We start from the raw sequence: 19,000 nt of genomic DNA, 5'->3' as shown, positions 1-19,000 counted from the left end.
CGTCCGACGGATCCGGTGCGCCCGACCAGGCCGCCGCCCCGGGGGACGACCGGGTCCACCGCACCAGCCGCCTCACGATGCCGCCGCCCGGACCCTCCGTCGTCGTGCGTACCGTCAGAGCTTGACGCGAACGTCGTTGCGCAGCTTGGCGGTTGTGGCGGCGGCGTCCTCCAGGGAGCCGGCCTTGCCCGTCAGGGCGCTCGCCATGTCGACCGGCATCGTGAAGCCCAGGGTGGAGTGGTCGCCCCAGATACAGATCGAGAAGGTCATCTCGGAGGGGCCCTCGTTCTCGCCCAGCTTCATCTTCGCGGCCTGGCACTTCAGGATGGCGCCGTCGAGGCCCTCGGGCTCGAAGGACTTGGCGTCCCCCTCGAACGTCGGAACGTCCTCGTCGCCGGCCTCCTTCGCGGACTCCGACTTGAGGTAGTTGAACATGGCGTCGACGGCCTTCTCCGGGTCCTCCACCTCGCCGTACACACCGCCGAACGAGATCAGCTTCCCGGCCAGCGGGTTGTCCTCCGACCCCGACTGGTAATTGGCGTTCACGTCCTTGGGGTTGGTCACCCCCCACTTCTCCGCGTCCTTGAGGTCGTCCTTCGTCATGCCGCCGGTGTCGGCCCCGCTGTCGTCGCCCTTCTTGTACTCCCCGTCGATCACCGTCGCCGGCGTGATCAGCTTGTGCGGGCCGTCGTCGGCGACCTCACTGCTGCCTCCGCCCACCAGGAAGTACGCCCCACCACCGATCACCGCGAGTGCCACGATCACGGCGCCGATGATCAGCCCCGTCTTCTTCTTCGGAGCGCCACCCTGCGGGGGCGGGAACCCGGGGGCTCCGCCGTACGGGGGCTGCTGGGGCGGCTGGCCGTACGGACCCGGCTGCTGCGGCTGGCCGTAACCCTGCTGGGGCACTCCCTGCGGCGCCTGCGGCGGGTACCCGTAGCCGGGCTCACCCTGCGGCGGCTGCTGCGGGTACCCGTAGCCGGGCTGGCCCTGCGGCGGCTGCTGTCCGTACGGTCCGGGCTGGCCCTGCGGCTGCTGCCCACCGTACGGGCCCGGCTGGTTGTAGCTCATGTGCTCTGTCCCCTCCAGATGCTTATGCGTTCCCGACATCCTGACTCAAGGAGCCGCGTCATGGACCATCGGGGGGCGCACCGTTACCGAACTATCCCGTTTCAGTGCAGAGCTGTGACGGCTCTAAACTGTGCGGGTGACCGAGAACTCTCAAGCGCAGCCCGCAGCCAACCCTGAACTGCCGACCCAGTACGCGCCGGCCGAGGTGGAGGGGAAGCTGTACGAGCGCTGGGTAGAACGCGGCTACTTCGAGGCTGACGAGAAGAGCGGGAAGCCCCCGTACACCATCGTCATCCCGCCGCCGAACGTCACCGGCAGCCTGCACCTCGGGCACGCCTTCGAGCACACGATCATCGACGCCCTGACCCGCCGTAAGCGGATGCAGGGTTACGAGACGTTGTGGCAGCCCGGCATGGACCACGCCGGTATCGCCACGCAGAACGTCGTCGAGCGCGAGCTGGCGAAGGAGGGCAAGTCCCGGCAGGACCTGGGACGTGAGGCCTTCGTCGAGCGCGTCTGGCGGTGGAAGGAGGAGTCCGGCGGCCAGATCTCCGGGCAGATGCGCCGTCTCGGTGACGGCGTCGCCTGGTCCCGCGAGCGGTTCACGATGGACGAGGGGCTGTCCGCGGCCGTCCAGACCATCTTCAAGCGGCTCTACGACGACGAGCTGATCTACCGCGCCGAGCGCATCATCAACTGGTGCCCGCGCTGTCTCACGGCGATCTCCGACATCGAGGTCGAGTACCAGGACGACGACGGCGAACTGGTCTCCATCAAGTACGGCGACGGGGACGAGACGCTCGTCGTCGCCACCACCCGCGCCGAGACGATGCTGGGCGACACCGCCGTCGCGGTCCACCCCGACGACCCGCGCTACACGCATCTGATCGGCAGGAGCATCAAGCTGCCGCTCACCGACCGTTCGATCCCGGTCGTCGCGGACGAGCACGTCGACCCCGAGTTCGGCACGGGCGCCGTCAAGGTGACCCCGGCCCACGACCCGAACGACTTCGAGATCGGCCGCCGTCACAACCTGCCGAACATCACGGTCATGGACGAACGGGCCGTCATCACCGTCCCCGGCCCCTTCCAGGGACTCGACCGTTACGAGGCGCGCTCCACCATCGTGGCCGCGCTGCGCGCGGACGGCCGGATCGTCGCCGAGAAGCGGCCGTACGTCCACTCCGTCGGCCACTGCTCGCGGTGCAAGACGACCGTCGAACCGCGGCTGTCGCTCCAGTGGTGGGTCAAGGTCGGCCCGCTCGCCAAGGCGGCCGGCGACGCCGTCAGGGACGGCCGCGTCACGATCCACCCCAAGGAGATGGAGCCCCGCTACTTCGGGTGGGTCGACAACCTCAACGACTGGTGCATCTCACGGCAGTTGTGGTGGGGCCACCGGATTCCGGTCTGGCACGGCCCGGACGGCGAGACGGTCTGCGTCGGCCCGAACGAGGAGCCGCCGACCGGTGAGGGCTGGAGCCAGGACACGGACGTCCTGGACACCTGGTTCTCCTCCGGGCTCTGGCCGTTCTCCACCCTGGGCTGGCCCGAACAGACCCCGAGCCTGGAGAAGTTCTATCCGAACTCGGTCCTGGTCACCGGGTACGACATCCTGTTCTTCTGGGTCGCCCGGATGATGATGTTCGGCCTCTACGCGATGGACGGCACCCCGCCGTTCCACACCATCGCGCTGCACGGCATGGTCCGTGACGAGCACGGCAAGAAGATGTCCAAGACCTTCGGCAACGTCGTCAACCCGCTCGACTGGATGGACGCGTACGGCACGGACGCCGTCCGCTTCACGCTCGCGCGGGGCGCCAACCCCGGTGTCGACGTCCCCATCGGCGAGGACTGGGTCCAGGGCTCCCGCAACTTCGCCAACAAGATCTGGAACGCGACCCGTTTCGCCATGATGAACGGCGCCACGGTCGAGGGCCCGCTGCCCGACGCGTCCGAGATGTCCGCCACGGACCGGTGGATCCTCTCGCGGCTGAACCAGACCGTCACGCAGGTCGACGCGTACTACGAGGACTACCAGTTCGCGAAGTTGTCGGACGCCCTCTTCCACTTCGCCTGGGACGAGGTCTTCGACTGGTACGTCGAGCTGTCCAAGACGACGTTCTTCGCCGGCGGTGACCAGGCCAAGGTCTCCGGGCGCGTCCTCGGTGAGGTCCTGGACGTCACCCTGCGTCTGCTGCACCCGATCGTCCCGTTCGTCACCGAGACCCTGTGGACCACCCTGACCGGCAAGGAGTCGGTGGTCATCGCCGACTGGCCCGCCGACTCGGGCTTCCGCGACCCGGGCGCCGAGCGCGAGATCGAGCACGTCCAGCAGGTCGTCACCGAGGTCCGCCGCTTCCGCGCCGACCAGGGCCTTCAGTCGGCCCAGAAGGTCCCGGGCCGGCTCGACCTGTCCGCGACACCGCTCGCCCCGCACGAGGCGGCGATCCGGCAGGTGCTGCGGCTCCAGGAGGCGGGCGACGGCTTCCAGGCGACCGCGACCCTGCCGGTCGCGGGCGCGAGGGTGGAGCTTGACCTGTCCGGCACGATCGACGTCGAGGCGGAGCGCAAGCGCCTGACGAAGGACCGGGACGCGGCTCGGAAGGAGAAGCAGCAGGCCACGGCCAAGCTCGGCAACGAGGCGTTCCTCGCGAAGGCCCCGGACAACGTGGTCGACAAGATCCGAGGCCGGCTGGCCAAGGCCGACGCGGACATCGAGCGGATCACGGCGCAGCTCGCGGCTCTCCCGGAGGGCTGACGGGCGCCCGGACGATCATCGGCACCGGTTGACGGGGCGGGGCGGCGGTCACGCCGTACCCGCTCCGTAGACTGGTGCCCGTGAGCGAGCACCGGCCCGACCAGCCCGACCAGCCCGGCGAGTACGACGACGACTTCGACGACATCGTCCACGCCGAGACCACCCGCGACCCCGACCTCGCCGTGATCGAGGCCGGAAGCCGCACGCTGCGCGCCCAGACGGGGCCCCCGCAGGGCGACGGCGTACCGGCCCGGCCCACCGACCCGGAGGTCGACAAGGCGCTGCGCGCCGTCGAGCAGGAGCTGGCCGGCCGCTGGGGCGAGACCAAGCTGGAGCCCTCGGTCACCCGTATCGAGGCGCTGATGAACGTGCTCGGCGACCCCCAGCGGGCCTATCCGTCCATCCACATCACGGGCACCAACGGCAAGACGTCCACCGCCCGCATGATCGAGGCGCTGCTCGGCGCCTTCGACCTGCGCACCGGCCGTTACACCAGTCCGCACGTCTCCTCGGTCACCGAGCGGATCAGCATGGACGGCGAACCGGTCTCCGCGGAGCGGTTCATCGAGACGTACGAGGACATCAAGCCGTACGTCGACATGGTGGACGGCGCCCAGGACTACCGGCTCTCCTTCTTCGAGGTGCTCACGGGCATGGCGTACGCGGCCTTCGCGGACGCACCGGTGGACGCCGCGGTCGTCGAGGTCGGCATGGGCGGCAGCTGGGACGCGACGAACGTGATCGACGCCTCCGTCGCCGTCGTCACCCCCATCGATCTGGACCACACCGACCGGCTCGGCTCCACGCCCGGCGAGATCGCCGTGGAGAAGGCCGGGATCATCAAGCGGGGCGCGACGGTCGTCCTGGCGCAGCAGCCGGTCGACGCGTCGCAGGTGATGCTGAAGCGCGCCCTGGAGATGGACGCGACGGTGGCGCGCGAGGGCATGGAGTTCGGCGTCGTCTCCCGCGAGGTCGCGGTCGGCGGGCAGATGCTGACGCTGCGGGGCCTCGGCGGCGAGTACCAGCAGGTCTTCCTCCCGCTGTACGGCGCCCATCAGGCGCACAACGCGGCGGTGGCGCTCGCGGCCGTCGAGGCGTTCTTCGGGATCGGGGCCGAGCAGCCGCGGCCCCTGGAGCTGGACACGGTGCGCTCCGCGTTCGCCTCCGTGGTCTCGCCCGGCCGGCTGGAGGTCGTACGGCGCTCGCCGACGGTCGTCCTGGACGCGGCGCACAATCCGGCGGGCGCGCGGGCCGTGGCGGCGGCGATCGGTGAGTCGTTCGGCTTCAGCAGACTGATCGGGGTCGTCGGCGCCAGCGCCGGCAAGGACGTCCGGGGGTTCCTCGAAGCGCTGGAGCCGGTCTTCGCGGAGATCGTCGTCACGGAGAACTCCAGCGACCGCGCGATGAGCGCGGACGATCTGGCGACGGTCGCCGTGGAACTGTTCGGCGACGACCGCGTACAGGTCGAGCCCCGGCTCGACGACGCGCTGGAGGCGGCGATCACGCTCGCCGAGGAGGACGGGGAGTACGCCGGCGCCGGGGTGCTGGTGACCGGTTCGGTGATTACGGTCGGCGAGGCCCGGCTGCTTCTGGGAAGGGGCTGATCGCATGCGCACGCTCTGCGCGTCGACGCTGATCGGTGAGTTCTTCGTGATCGGCTTCGCGGGGCTCGTCGCCATGAAGTCCGACGACCTGTCCATGGGAGTCGTGTGGACGGTCTGCGGCGTCGCGATGCTGCTGTCCCTGCTGCTGTGCGGGATGATCACCAGGCCGGGCGGGGTCCAGCTCGGCTGGGCGTTCCAGGTCGCGCTGGTCGCGGGCGGTTTCATCGTGCCGGTGATGTTCTTCCTGGGGGTGCTCTTCGGCGCGCTGTGGTGGGCCTCGGTGCACTTCGGACGCAAGATCGACGCGGCGAAGGCGCGGTGGGCCGAGCAGGCCGCCGCCCCGGCGCCCGCGGAGCCCCTGACGTAGCGCGCGGTCCGGGGGCGTCCGTACCCGGACCGGGTACGGCAGCCCGCACGCGCCCCTGTAGCCTCACACCACTTCACCCGTTTGCCCGCAGTGAATGCCCGCAAGGAGCCGCACACCATGACCCAGCGCACTCTCGTCCTCCTCAAGCCGGACGCCGTCCGCCGTGCTCTGGTGGGAGAGATCATCGGCCGTATCGAGCGCAAGGCCGGCTGGAGCATCACCGCGCTGGAGCTGCGCACGCTCGACGAGGGCACGCTGGAGCAGCACTACGGCGAGCACAAGGGCCGGCCGTTCTACGAGCCGCTGATCGAGTTCATGGCGTCGGGCCCGGTCGTCGCCCTGATCGTCGAGGGCGAGCGCGTCATCGAGGGCGTACGCGCCCTGGCGGGGCCCACTGACCCGATCGCCGCCGCGCCGGGGTCCATTCGGGGGGATTTCGGAACGATCGTCCGCGAGAACCTGATCCACGCCTCGGACTCCGAGGAGTCCGCCATTCGGGAACTGAAACTTTTCTTTCCCGAGCACTGAAAGACAGCCCTTACCCTGGTCTTTCCTGATCAAACGTCAGCCATACAGCGCTTAACGTCCGTGCGGCGACCGACGGAATTCGGCCACCCCTTGCATAGGCGGAGCCAGAGCGGGAACGCATGGCTGCGACACATCGTCACCTTTATTAGAGGTGGATCTACCGCGCCGAGTCAGTACGGGCGGCACTACGATGGACCTCACCGCCTCAGCATCCACCTCGCCATCCTGAAAAGCCGTCAACGCTCGATTTGGGAAGGCCAGACGCATCCTCATGGGGAACAAGATGTCGTTCATCGGCCGTGACATGGCTGTCGACCTCGGGACCGCCAACACGCTGGTGTACGTCAGGGGTCGGGGGATCGTGCTCAACGAGCCGTCCGTCGTCGCCATCAACACCAACACGGGCGGCATCCTCGCGGTCGGCTCCGAAGCGAAGAAGATGATCGGCCGGACACCGGGCAACATCGTTGCCGTCCGGCCGTTGAAGGACGGTGTGATCGCCGACTTCGAGATCACCGAACGCATGCTGCGCTACTTCATCCTCAAGATCCACAAGCGCCGCTATCTGGCCCGCCCCCGGGTCGTCGTCTGTGTGCCCTCCGGCATCACGGGAGTTGAGCGACGCGCCGTCATCGAGGCGTCCACGCAGGCGGGCGCCCGCCAGGTGCACATCATCGAAGAGCCCATGGCCGCCGCCATCGGCTCGGGTCTGCCCGTCCACGAGGCGACCGGCAACATGGTCGTGGACATCGGCGGCGGCACCACCGAGGTCGCGGTGATCTCCCTCGGCGGAATCGTCACCGCGCAGTCGATCCGGGTCGCCGGCGACGAGTTGGACAACGCGATCATCCAGCACATCAAGAAGGAGTACTCGCTCCTCCTCGGTGAGCGCACCGCCGAACAGATCAAGATCACCATCGGTTCGGCCTACGACCTCGACAAGGACGAGCACACCGAGATCCGCGGCCGTGACCTGGTGTCGGGGCTTCCGAAGACCGTCGTCATCTCGGCCGCCGAGGTCCGCAAGGCCATCGAGGAGCCGGTCAACGCGATCGTGGACGCGGTGAAGACCACGCTCGACAAGTGCCCGCCGGAGCTCTCCGGCGACGTGATGGACCGCGGCATCGTCCTCACCGGCGGCGGCGCCCTGCTGCGCGGCCTCGACGAGCGGCTGCGCCGTGAGACCGGAATGCCCATCCATATCGCCGAGGACCCGCTGGATTCGGTGGCTCTCGGCTCCGGCAAGTGCGTCGAGGAGTTCGAGGCCCTCCAGCAGGTGCTCGACGCCTCGCCGCGCAGATGACGACGTAACGCGGACGGACCACCCGCTCGCGCCCGATCGACGAACGACCGACCAGCGAACGCCCGATCAACGAACGCCCGACCTCGGCCGACCGCGCCGCCGGTATCCGCCGACCCCGCGCGGATCACGAAAAGGGCGAATATCCCCCGGGCCCCAACAGGCCCGGGGGACGGCCCCTATGGAACGCTGACGCCCCCGCCGGTGGATCGTTGATATACAGACAAGACCAATCCGATGCGCCAATTGCGACGAGTCGCTTACGGGGGATTCCCGCGATTCGCACAGAAATATCCGACGAGGCATTCCAACGAGGAAGGCACGGCCGCCGCACGTGAGGGACACACGAGAGAGCCGGCTGCTCCTGGTGCTGCTGATCGCCATCGCGTTCGCACTGATCACGGTGGATATCCGCGGGGGAGAGGCGTCACCCGTCGACGGTGCCCGGGGGGCCGCCGCCTCGGTCTTCGGCCCCGTCCAGGAGGGCGTGGCGAAGGCCGTCGACCCGGTCGGCAACGCCATCGGGGCCGTACGGGACTCCGGTGAGCGGCACGACCGCGTCACCGTCCTGGAGCAGGAGAACGCGGCACTCAAGCAGCGGCTCGGCAGCGACGCGCGCAACCGCAGTCGGCTGAAGGAGCTGGACAAGCTCCTCAACACCGCGGGGGCCGGGCAGTACGGCATAAAGGCCGCCGAGGTCATCGCCATAGGAGCCGCCCAGGGCTTCTCCTGGACCGTGACCATCGACGCGGGCGCCGACGACGGCCTCAAGCGCGACATGACCGTCCTGAACGGGGACGGCCTCGTCGGCCGCGTCACCACCGTGGGACCGAGCACCGCGACCGTACTGCTCGCCAACGACCCGGACTTCACCGTCGGCACCCGGATGGAGGGCTCCGACGAACTGGGCTTCGCCACCGGCCAGGGCGACCGGCCCTTCAACGTTCAGCTCCTCAACGGCAAGGCCAAGGTGAAGGCCGGCGACCGGCTGGTCACGTTCGGATCCAGCAAGGACCGGCCGTTCGTCCCCGGGGTGCCGGTCGGTCAGGTCGTACGCGTCGACCCCTCCGCGGGGGGCCTCACCCGCGACATCTTCGTCCGCCCCTACGTCGGCTACACCAAGCTCGACATCGTCGGCGTCGTCGTCCAGGCACCCCGCGAGGACCCGCGCGACATGGTCCTGCCGAAGAAGCCCGCCAAGCCCAAGCCCACACCGACCGTCACTGTCACGGCCACCCCGTCGCCCAACGGCCAGGACCTGCCGGGCGACGGTCAGGTCAACGAGCAGGAGTAGAGCTGATCCCCATGCGCTTCAACCGGATGCTGCTCTCCGTCACCCTGGTCGTGGTCGCGCTGGTCGTCCAGGTGGCCGTACTCGCCCGTCTCCAACTCCCCGGAGCCGTACCCGATCTGCTGCTCCTCGTCGTCGTTGCGCTCGCCCTGGTCTACGGACACGTCAGCGGCGCGCTCATCGGCTTCGGAGCCGGGCTCCTCGCCGACATCGCCCCGCCGGCCGACCACGCGGCGGGGCGGTACGCGCTGGTGCTCTGCGTGGTCGGCTATCTCGCCGGACTCGCCAAGCCCGACCACGGCCAACTGCGCACCGCGCTGGGCCCGATGGTCGTGGTCGTCGGCGCGGCCGTCACCACCACGCTCCTGTACGCGGGGGTCGGCGCCCTCGTCGGCGACACGGCCGCCCGCCATGTCGGCCTTACCAATCTGATCATCACCTCGGCCATCTACGACCTGCTGCTCGCGCCGTTCACCGTCCCGCTGATCATGGCCCTGGCCAGACGCGCGGAGAACGACCCGCTCGCCGACAAGTCGAGCGGCGGCACCGACGTCGCCTCCGGCTGGCTGGCGGCGGGCACCGGACTGAAGATCGGCAACCAGCGCGGGGGGCTGCGCCTGAAGACGGCCAGGTCACGGGCCGCACGTGCCGGACGGATCAAGGGGGTCAAACGACTGTGAGCAACATTCCGGAGACCGGACGGACGCCCAGGGTCCAGATCCGGCTCGTCGTCATCCAGATCCTGGTCTTCTCGCTCCTGCTCACCCTCGGCGGACGGCTCTGGTACCTCCAGATCCGCAACGGCGCCGAGTACACGGACGAGGCGAAGAACAACCATGTGCAGCAGGTCGTCCAGCCGGCCGTGCGCGGCTCCATCCTCGACTCGCAGGGTGTGCCGCTCGCCGACAACGAGACCCGGCTCGTCGTCTCCGCCAGCCGTACGGAACTGATGAAGATGCCCGACAAGGGGAAGGCCGTCCTCGTCCGTCTCGCCGGCATCCTCGACATGACGCCGAAGGAGGTCGGGGACAAGGTCAGGCTCTGCGACAACGAGACACCGCAGCCCTGCTGGAACGGTTCGCCCTACCAGCCCATCCCCGTCACGGACGAGGCCACCACGCAGCAGGCCCTCCAGATCCGGGAGCGCGCCGAGGACTTCCCCGGCATCACCGCCGAGCCGACCGCCGTGCGCCGCTACGCCGCGCCGGGCAAGGCCAACACCGCCCAGGTGCTCGGCTATCTCTCGCCGGTCACCGACGAGGAGATCACCAAGGCGCAGGACACCGACTCGCCGTTCCTCCGCTCGGACCAGGTGGGCCGCTCGGGTCTGGAGCGCACGTACGACAAGTACCTGCGCGGCGACGCGGGCGTCACCCGCTACGAGGTCGACAACCTCGGCCGGGTCATCGGCCAGGCCAAGAGCGACCAGGCCGAGCCGGGCTCCAACATCATCACCTCCATCGACGCGCGCGTGCAGGCGGTCGCGGAGTACGAGCTCAGCGAGGCGATGAAGGCCGCCCGCAAGGAGCACGACCGCAACACCAACCAGAACTACAAGGCCGACGCGGGCGCGGTGGTGGTCCTGGAGTCCAAGACCGGCCGCGTCGTCTCCATGGCGTCGCAGCCGACGTACGACCCCAACGCCTGGGTCGGCGGGATCTCCGCGAAGGACTACGCCAAGCTCACCAGCAAGAAGTCCAACTTCCCGCTGCTGAACCGGGGGATCCAGTCGCAGGCGGCCCCCGGCTCGATCTTCAAGGTCATCTCGTCGACGGCGGCGGTCAAGGCCGGTTACGACTTCAACGGCAGCTACCCGTGCCCCAGTTCGTACTCCATCGGCAACCAGGTCTTCAAGAACTTCGAGTCCCAGGGCTACGGCAGCATCGACCTCGGGCGCGCGCTGGAGGTCTCCTGCGACACCGTGTTCTACGGTCTCGCGCACAAGGAGTGGTCGAAGGACGGCGGCAACAAGCCCAAGAAGGGCGCCAACGACTACTTCTACAAGACCGCCAAGGAGTTCGGCCTCGCCAAGGAGACCGGCATCGACCTCCCCAACGAGGTCGCGGGCCGTATCCCGGACCGCCAGTGGAAGCAGGACTTCTGGGAGGCCAACAAGGCCAGCTGGTGCAAGCAGGGCAAGAAGGGCGGCACGTACGTCGAGCAACTGGCGTACGAGGGCTGCCTGGAGGGCAACCGGATGCGCGCCGGTGACGCGGTCAACTACTCGATCGGCCAGGGCGACACGCTCGTCACGCCGATCCAGATGGCCACGATCTACGCGGCGATCGCCAACGGCGGCACGATGTACGACCCGAGCGTCGGCAAGGCGATCGTCAGCCCCGACGGCAAGAAGGTCACGGAGATCAAGCCCAAGTCGCACGGCAAGCTGCCGATCGACGGCAAGCTCCGCGACCAGCTCGACAAGGCGCTCGCCGGAGTGGCGACCACCGGTTCGGCGGCCTGGCGGTTCGGCGGCTGGCCGCAGGACAAGATCCCGATGCACGCCAAGACGGGTACGGCCGAGGTCTACGGCAAGCAGACGACGTCCTGGTTCGCCTCGTACACCGAGGACTACACGATCGTCATGACGATCTCCCAGGGTGGTACGGGCTCCGGGGCCTCGGGTCCCGCCGTGCGCAAGATCTACGAGGCGATGTACGGGCTCGACGCGAAGGGCGGCCAGAACCTCAAGAAGGCCCTGATGCCGAAGCCGCGCGGGGGACTGCCCAAGATCGAGCCCGACGGCACGATCGACGCGCCGACCATCAAGCCCTTCGTACCGAACAAGACACCGCTGGACGGCAACGAGATCGCGCCGGCCGGTGACAACAACGGACTGGTGCCCCAGGCCCCGGACGACGCGGGCCAAGCGCCCGACGACGCGGGCCAGGCCCCGGACAACGGGCAGGCCCCCGGTGACGCGGGCCGGGCCCCGGGCACGGCGCAGGCACCCGATACGGGCCAGGCACCCGACACCGGGCAGCCACCGGCCGGTCCCGGGCGGGCACCGAACGACAACGGACAGCTCGCGGGCGCGCCCGCGCGGAGGGACTGACGCATGGCCGGCACGAGCGGCTTCTCCGTCTCCGGATACGGTCCCGAGCGCGGGCTGTGGGCCACACTCGCGGCCCGCGACTCACTGGCGCGCAGGCTCGACTGGCCGCTGATGTTCTCCGCGCTCGCGCTGTCGGCGGTCGGATCGCTGCTCGTCTGGTCGGCGACCCGCAACCGTACGGACCTCAACTCGGGCGATCCGTACCACTTCTTCTTCCGCCACATACTGAACACCGGTATCGGGCTGGCCCTGATGATCGGCACGATCTGGCTCGGCCACCGCACCCTGCGCGGCGCGGTGCCGGTGCTGTACGGCATCTCCGTCGTACTCGTGCTGCTGGTCCTCACCCCGCTCGGCGCCACCATCAACGGCGCGCACGCCTGGATCGTGCTCGGCGGCGGCTTCACCCTCCAGCCCTCGGAGTTCGTGAAGATCACGATCATCCTGGGCATGGCGATGATGCTCGCGGCCAGAGTCGACGCGGGTGATCAGGTCCATCCGGACCATCGGACGGTCGCCAAGTCCCTGGGGCTCGCGATCGTCCCGATCGTGATCGTCATGATGATGCCGGACCTCGGCTCCGTCATGGTCATGGCGGTGATAGTGCTCGGCGTCCTGCTCGCCTCCGGGGCGTCCAACCGGTGGATCTTCGGGCTCGTCGGCGCCGGTGTCGCGGGCGCCGTCGCGGTCGCGGCGCTCGGGGTGCTCGACGAGTACCAGATCAACCGTTTCGCCGCCTTCGCCAACCCGGAGCTCGACCCGGCGGGTGTCGGCTACAACACCAACCAGGCGCGGATCGCGATCGGTTCGGGCGGGCTCACCGGCACCGGGCTCTTCAAGGGCTCCCAGACCACCGGGCAGTTCGTCCCCGAGCAGCAGACCGACTTCGTCTTCACCGTCGCCGGCGAGGAGCTGGGCTTCGTCGGCGCCGGGCTGATCCTGCTGCTGCTCGGTGTGGTGCTCTGGCGCGCCTGCCGGATCGCGCGTGAGACGACCGAGCTGTACGGGACGGTCGTGGCGGCCGGGATCATCGCCTGGTTCGCCTTCCAGGCCTTCGAGAACGTCGGGATGACGCTCGGGATCATGCCGGTGGCGGGGCTGCCGCTGCCGTTCGTGTCGTACGGAGGCACGTCGATGTTCGCGGTCTGGATCGCGGTCGGGCTACTGGAGTCGATCAGGGTCCAGCGGCCGATAACGGCTTGATCTACCGGTTTGGGTCGTGGGGAATGCGATACGGCAATCCCCACGACTACCTTTGTACAGATGGTGGACACAAAGCGCGAGATCGAACGTAAGTACGAACTCCCGGAGCGGCCGAGGACCGCCGGCAGCGGAGCGGAACCCTCCGGGAGTTCCCTCCTGCCGGACCTCACCCAGGTGCCGGCCGTCTCCGCCGTCACCGAGCGGGGCGTCACCGAGCTGGACGCCGTCTACTACGACACCCCCGACCTGCGGCTGACCGCAGACACCCTCACCCTCCGCCGGCGCACCGGCGGCGCGGACGAGGGCTGGCATCTGAAATTCCCCGTCGGCGACGGCGTCCGCGACGAGCTCCAGGCCCCGCTCTCCGACACCCTCCCCGACGAGCTCGCCGCACTGGTGCGCTCGCGCGTCCGCGGCGCCGAGCTCGCGCCCGTCGTACGCCTGCGCACCTCGCGCGACATCAGCCTGCTGGCCGACGAGGCCGGGCGCACGCTCGCCGAGGTGGCCGTCGACACCGTCCGCGCGGAGCGCCTGCCCGCCGGGGGCGCCACCGCCGACTGGACCGAGATCGAGGTCGAGCTCGCCGACGACGGCGCCCCCGAACTCCTCGACGCCGTCGCCAAGGTACTCCGCAAGGCGGGCGTACGACCCGCGTCCGCCGCGTCCAAGCTCGCCAGGGCACTCGCCGACACGGCGCCCGCCGGGAGCGCGCCGGAGGCGAGGAAGGCCGGCCGCGGGCCGGGGACCGGGCGGAAGAGCCGGCGCGCGCCGGTCACCGCCGGGGACCACGTGCTCGCCTATCTGCGCGAGCAGGCCGACGCGATCGTCGCTTACGACCCGGCCGTCCGCCGCGACCTCCCGGACTCCGTGCACCAGCTGCGGGTCGCCACCCGCCGGATGCGCTCCGCCTTCCGTACGTACGGGAAGGTGCTCGACCGCGAGGTCACCCGGCCCATCGGCGCCGAGCTGAAGTGGCTCGCCGGGGAGCTGGGCGTCGACCGCGACCAGGAGGTCCTCGCCGAGCGCCTGACCGAACGCGTGGACGCCCACGACACGACCCTGCTGCTCGGTCCCGTGCACGCCCGGCTCCGGATCTGGGACGCCGCGGGCCGTACCGACGCGCGTGCCAAGACCCTCGGCGTACTGGACAGCGCGCGCTATCTGCGCCTGCTGGACTCGGTCGAGGCACTGCTCGCCGATCCGCCGCTGCTCACGGACCGCGCGGAGAAGAAGCCCGGCAGGGTACTGCCCCGGGCGATCGTCAAGGACTACGAACGCCTCGCGGGCCGGGTCGAGCACGCGCTGGCCCTCACCCCGGGCGAGGAGCGCGATCTGGCGCTGCACGACGCCCGCAAGGCGGCCAAGCGCGCCCGTTACGCCGCCGACGCGGCGAAGCCCGCCCTCGGGAGGCCCGCGAAGCGTTTCTCCAAGCGGATGAAGGCCGTGCAGGGCGTGCTCGGCGACCACCAGGACAGCGTGGTGGCGCGCGACTCCCTGCGCGACCTCGCGATCCAGGCCCACGCGGCCGGCGAGTCCGCGTTCACCTGGGGGCTGCTGTACGGCGAGGAGGAGGCGCGGGCGGCCGACCGGGAGCGGGAACTGCCCCAGATCTGGCGCGAGTCCGCCAGGCGGAAGCTGCGGACGGCACTGAGCGGCTGAGTGCGCTTTCGCGTACGCGGCCGCGGGTGTGGCCGCGGGTGCGAGGGTCCTCGGGTCGGGGCGGGCGCTCGGGCCCGGGGCCCGGGGCCCGGGGGGCGCTCGCGCGGTGAGGGCCGGTCGGCGCTCGGGGTAGCCTGAATGGTCACCCCGTCAGCCCACGAAAGTCGCCGTGATGTCTGCTGTTGAATCGGTCTTCCCACAGCTCGAAGCTCTGCTCCCGCATGTGCAGAAGCCGATCCAATATGTCGGCGGTGAACTCAACTCCACGGTCAAGGAGTGGGACGAGTGCGACGTCCGCTGGGCGCTGATGTACCCCGACGCCTACGAGGTCGGACTGCCCAACCAGGGCGTCATGATCCTCTACGAGGTCCTCAACGAGCGTGAGGGCGTCCTCGCGGAGCGCACGTACAGCGTCTGGCCGGACCTGGAGGCGCTGATGCGCGAGCACAGGGTCCCGCAGTTCACCGTGGACGCGCACCGCCCCGTCTCCGCCTTCGACGTGTTCGGGCTCTCCTTCTCCACCGAGCTCGGCTACACCAACATGCTCACGGCGCTCGACCTGGCCGGGATCCCGCTCGCTGCGGCGGACCGGACCGTCGACCACCCGATCGTGCTCGCGGGCGGCCACGCGGCGTTCAACCCCGAGCCGATCGCCGAGTTCATCGACTGCGCCGTCATCGGCGACGGCGAACAGGCCGTCCTCCAGATCACCGAGATCATCCGGGCCTGGAAGGCCGAGGGCAGGACAGGCGGCCGTGAGGAACTGCTGCTGCGGCTCGCGAAGACCGGAGGGGTGTACGTCCCCGGCTTCTACGACGTCGAATACCTGCCGGACGGCCGTATCGCCCGTACCGTCCCCAACAGGTCGGGCGTCCCCTGGCGGGTCTCCAAGCACACCGTCATGGACCTCGACGAGTGGCCGTACCCCAAGCAGCCGCTCGTACCGCTGGCCGAGACCGTGCACGAGCGCATGTCCGTCGAGATCTTCCGCGGCTGTACGCGCGGCTGCCGCTTCTGCCAGGCCGGCATGATCACGCGGCCCGTCCGGGAGCGCAGCATCACCGGCATCGGCGAGATGGTCGAGAAGGGCCTCAAGGCGACCGGCTTCGAGGAGGTCGGCCTGCTGTCGCTCTCCTCCGCCGACCACAGCGAGATCGCGGACGTCGCCAAGGGCCTCGCCGACCGGTACGAGGAGGAGAAGATCGGCCTCTCGCTCCCCTCCACCCGCGTCGACGCCTTCAACGTCGACCTGGCCAACGAACTCACCCGCAACGGCCGCCGTTCCGGCCTCACCTTCGCCCCCGAGGGCGGCTCCGAGCGGCTGCGCAAGGTCATCAACAAGATGGTCTCGGAGGAGGACCTGATCCGCACGGTCTCCACCGCGTACGGCAACGGCTGGCGCCAGGTGAAGCTCTACTTCATGTGCGGGCTGCCCACCGAGACCGACGAGGATGTCCTCCAGATCGGCGACATGGCGGTCAAGGTCATCGCCGAGGGCCGCAAGGTCTCCGGCCAGAACGACATCCGCTGCACCGTCTCCATCGGCGGCTTCGTGCCCAAGCCGCACACCCCGTTCCAGTGGGCGCCCCAGCTGAGCGTCGAGGAGACCGACGAGCGGCTGCTGAAGCTCCGCGACAAGATCCGCGCGGACAAGAAGTACGGCCGCTCGATCGGCTTCCGCTACCACGACGGCAAGCCCGGCATCGTCGAGGGCCTGCTCTCCCGCGGCGACCGCCGGGTGGGCGCGGTCATCCGCGCGGTCTACGAGGACGGCGGCCGCTTCGACGGCTGGCGCGAGCACTTCAGCTACGACCGCTGGATGGCGAGCGCGGCGAAGACACTGCCCGGGTTCGGCCTGGACATCGACTGGTACACCACCCGCGAACGCACCTACGAGGAGGTCCTGCCCTGGGACCACCTGGACTCCGGTCTCGACAAGGACTGGCTCTGGGAGGACTGGCAGGACGCCCTGGACGAAACGGAGGTCGAGGACTGCCGCTGGACGCCGTGCTTCGACTGCGGGGTGTGCCCCCAACTCGACCTGGACATCCAAATCGGCCCGACGGGCAAGAAGCTGCTGCCGCTGACGGTCAAGAACGGGTCTTGACCTGTCGGTACGTCAGACCGAAGGGTCTGGCGGTTCGGGCGGGACTTTGTGCGGACGGCCCGGCGGTCAGTGCGGCAGTAGGTGGGAGACGAGGCCGCGGGCCCACTCCAGGGTGAGGGGGGCGTCCGTGAAGACGGCCCGGTAGTAGAGGGGCGCGAGCACGGCGTCCGTGGTGTGTTCGAGGGTCGGGGGCTGATGCCCCCGGCCCTGTTCGCGTTCCAGGATGGCTTCGAGCTGCCGCTCGCGGTCGCCGCGGCAGGCGGCGGCGCCCTGTTCGCCGCCGGTGCCGATGGTGGCGCGTACGAGGGCCAGGGTGTCCGGGTCGCAGAGGTCCTTGGCGAGGTCGCACGCGTAGCGCTCCAGGTCGCCGCGGAGGCTTCCGGTGTCCGGCACCACGATGTCGCCGGAGAAACGGCTGGTCACGACGTCGGCGAGCAGATCACCGACGGCGCCCCAGCGGCGGTAGACCGTGGTGGGGTGCACGCCGGCGCGGGCGGCCACGACGGGGATCGTCAGGGGTTCGTTGGGCTCGTCGGCGACCAGTTCCTCGACGGCCCGGTGGACGGCCGCGCGGACGCGGGCGGAGCGGCCTCCCGGCCGGCTCCCGGTCGGTGAGGCGGAGGACACGGTTGTGGGCACGTCGCCAGTATCGCATTGATCACTGCGACTAAAAAGCAGTGATCGTTGCGTTTGTGTTAGCGTGAAGCCACTAACGCATAGATCACTGCGAGATTACTATGTCTGCTGACTCCGCCCTGTCCGCCGTACGGCCCGACGAGGGCAGGCACCGTGTGCCGCGCGGTACCGCCTTCCCCGGCGTCGCCGCCGTCTTCGTCGTCTTTCTGGCCGCCTCCAGCGTGCCGTCCCCGCTCTACCCCGTCTACCAGCGGCAATGGCACTTCTCGGCATGGGTGCTGACCGTCGTCTTCGCCCTGTACGTGGTCGGTCTGCTGGGCTCGCTGCTCGTCGTCGGGGCACTGTCGGACCACCTCGGCCGCCGGCCGGTGCTCGCCGCGGCGATCGCGCTGGAGATCGTCGCGCTCGCGCTCTTCCTCGCCGCCGGGAACGTGGTCGTCCTGGCCGCCGCCCGGGTGCTTCAGGGCATCGCCACCGGAGCGGCGACGACCACCCTCAGCGCCACGCTCGTCGACCTCGAACCCCCGCACGCCCGGGGGCGCGCGGGGGTCGTCACCTCGGTGGCGCCCCTGACCGGGCTCGCTCTCGGCGCTCTCGGCTCCGGTGCGCTGGTGGAGTTCGGCCCCGCCCCGACCCGGCTGGTCTACGGACTCCTGCTCGCCGCCATGGTGGCGGCGCTGGTGGTCACCGCTCTTCTGCCGGAGACCTCCCCGCGCAGGCCGGGGGCCGTCGCCTCGCTGCGCCCACGGGCGGCACTGCCCGCGCACCTGCGCGCGGACATCGTGCCGGTGGTGCCGGCGATGGTGGCCAGTTGGGCGCTGGCCGGGCTCTTCCTCTCCCTCGGCCCGTCCGTCGCCGCCGAGTTGTTCGGGCTGCGGAGCCGGCTGGTCGGCGGCGTCGTCGTGACACTCCTGGCGGGCACCGGGGCGCTCACGGTGGCCGTCCTGCGTACCCGGTCCGCCGCCTCGCTGCTGGCGCCCTCGTCCGCGCTGCTCGGGCTGGGCGTGCTGACGGCGCTCGCCGGAACGGTGACGGACCTCGTCTGGGTCGCCGCCGCCGGGACCGTCGTCGCGGGCGTCGGCTTCGGCGCGTCGGTACTGGCGACGTTCGGCACGTTCGCCCGGCTCGCCGGACCGCACGAGCGCGGCGCGGTCTTCGCCTCGGCGAACATCATCAACTACCTCGGCAACAGCGTGCCCGCCGTGCTCGGCGGCATCGCCGTCACCGCCGTCGGCCTGCGGACCGCCACCGAGATCTACGCCCTGGCGATCGTGGCGATCGTCTCCGCCGCCTTCCTCCTGCGGCTGGGCCAGCTGCGGTCGCGGCGCCGCGCCGCTGCGACCCCGTGCGGCTGAGGCCCCCGGCGACCGGGGCACGGGCATGAGCCCCGGGCCACCCGCCCCACCGCCCCCTGGAACCGC

The 19,000-nt window shown here is 70.0% G+C and carries 14 protein-coding genes; 12 read left to right on the top strand and 2 right to left on the bottom strand.

Annotated features, from left to right (window positions below; genetic code table 11):
- Positions 1-114: 114 nt before the first annotated feature.
- On the bottom strand, positions 115-1,071 hold the full coding sequence (locus tag ACFWU9_RS19150) for a hypothetical protein (RefSeq protein WP_384319794.1): 957 nt from the start codon (positions 1,069-1,071) through the stop codon (positions 115-117).
- 136 nt (positions 1,072-1,207) lie between these two features.
- Between ACFWU9_RS19150 and ACFWU9_RS19145 the strand changes: the two genes are divergently transcribed.
- From ACFWU9_RS19145 to ACFWU9_RS19095, 11 genes are all read left to right on the top strand, one after another.
- The gene (locus ACFWU9_RS19145; protein ID WP_384319792.1) at positions 1,208-3,829 is read left to right on the top strand and encodes a valine--tRNA ligase; all 2,622 of its coding nucleotides are present in this window, start codon (positions 1,208-1,210) and stop codon (positions 3,827-3,829) included.
- An 80-nt stretch (positions 3,830-3,909) separates the two neighbouring features.
- Positions 3,910-5,433 (top strand): bifunctional folylpolyglutamate synthase/dihydrofolate synthase, encoded by a 1,524-nt coding sequence (locus ACFWU9_RS19140; RefSeq protein ID WP_384319789.1) that lies wholly within the window; start codon positions 3,910-3,912, stop codon positions 5,431-5,433.
- A 4-nt stretch (positions 5,434-5,437) separates the two neighbouring features.
- Positions 5,438-5,800 carry a DUF4233 domain-containing protein gene (locus tag ACFWU9_RS19135; RefSeq protein ID WP_384319787.1) on the top strand — a complete coding sequence of 121 codons (363 nt, stop codon included), beginning with the start codon at positions 5,438-5,440 and terminating at the stop codon, positions 5,798-5,800.
- A 117-nt stretch (positions 5,801-5,917) separates the two neighbouring features.
- Positions 5,918-6,328, top strand: coding sequence for a nucleoside-diphosphate kinase (gene ndk, locus ACFWU9_RS19130; RefSeq protein ID WP_384319786.1), 411 nt, complete (start codon positions 5,918-5,920; stop codon positions 6,326-6,328).
- 283 nt (positions 6,329-6,611) lie between these two features.
- Complete coding sequence (locus ACFWU9_RS19125) at positions 6,612-7,631, top strand: rod shape-determining protein (RefSeq protein WP_331916554.1); 1,020 nt, start codon at positions 6,612-6,614, stop codon at positions 7,629-7,631.
- Positions 7,632-7,962: 331 nt separating this feature from the next.
- The gene (gene mreC, locus ACFWU9_RS19120) at positions 7,963-8,922 is read left to right on the top strand and encodes a rod shape-determining protein MreC (RefSeq protein WP_384319783.1); all 960 of its coding nucleotides are present in this window, start codon (positions 7,963-7,965) and stop codon (positions 8,920-8,922) included.
- 11 nt (positions 8,923-8,933) lie between these two features.
- Entirely contained in the window at positions 8,934-9,599 is a 666-nt protein-coding gene (mreD, locus tag ACFWU9_RS19115; RefSeq protein ID WP_384319781.1) for a rod shape-determining protein MreD, read from the top strand.
- Positions 9,596-11,974 (top strand): penicillin-binding protein 2, encoded by a 2,379-nt coding sequence (mrdA, locus tag ACFWU9_RS19110; RefSeq protein WP_384319779.1) that lies wholly within the window; start codon positions 9,596-9,598, stop codon positions 11,972-11,974. The genes mreD and mrdA overlap by 4 nt, the downstream gene beginning before the upstream one ends.
- Positions 11,975-11,977: 3 nt before the next feature.
- Positions 11,978-13,177 carry a rod shape-determining protein RodA gene (gene rodA, locus ACFWU9_RS19105; protein WP_384319777.1) on the top strand — a complete coding sequence of 400 codons (1,200 nt, stop codon included), beginning with the start codon at positions 11,978-11,980 and terminating at the stop codon, positions 13,175-13,177.
- A gap of 60 nt (positions 13,178-13,237) precedes the next feature.
- Complete coding sequence (locus tag ACFWU9_RS19100; protein ID WP_384319775.1) at positions 13,238-14,836, top strand: CHAD domain-containing protein; 1,599 nt, start codon at positions 13,238-13,240, stop codon at positions 14,834-14,836.
- Between the two features lie 172 nt (positions 14,837-15,008).
- Positions 15,009-16,943, top strand: coding sequence for a TIGR03960 family B12-binding radical SAM protein (locus tag ACFWU9_RS19095; protein ID WP_384319773.1), 1,935 nt, complete (start codon positions 15,009-15,011; stop codon positions 16,941-16,943).
- Between the two features lie 66 nt (positions 16,944-17,009).
- Here ACFWU9_RS19095 and ACFWU9_RS19090 read toward each other — a convergent pair whose 3' ends face one another.
- Positions 17,010-17,582 (bottom strand): TetR-like C-terminal domain-containing protein, encoded by a 573-nt coding sequence (locus ACFWU9_RS19090; protein WP_384319771.1) that lies wholly within the window; start codon positions 17,580-17,582, stop codon positions 17,010-17,012.
- A 98-nt stretch (positions 17,583-17,680) separates the two neighbouring features.
- Here ACFWU9_RS19090 and ACFWU9_RS19085 point away from each other — a divergent pair, with 98 nt between their 5' ends.
- The gene (locus ACFWU9_RS19085) at positions 17,681-18,934 is read left to right on the top strand and encodes an MFS transporter (protein WP_384319769.1); all 1,254 of its coding nucleotides are present in this window, start codon (positions 17,681-17,683) and stop codon (positions 18,932-18,934) included.
- The last annotated feature ends 66 nt before the right edge of the window (positions 18,935-19,000 follow it).

It is taken from the genome of Streptomyces sp. NPDC058653 (assembly GCF_042716895.1).
GTDB lineage: Bacteria > Actinomycetota > Actinomycetes > Streptomycetales > Streptomycetaceae > Streptomyces.
Note: the sequence above shows the minus strand (reverse complement) of the source record. Positions and strands in the feature narration are given on the sequence as shown.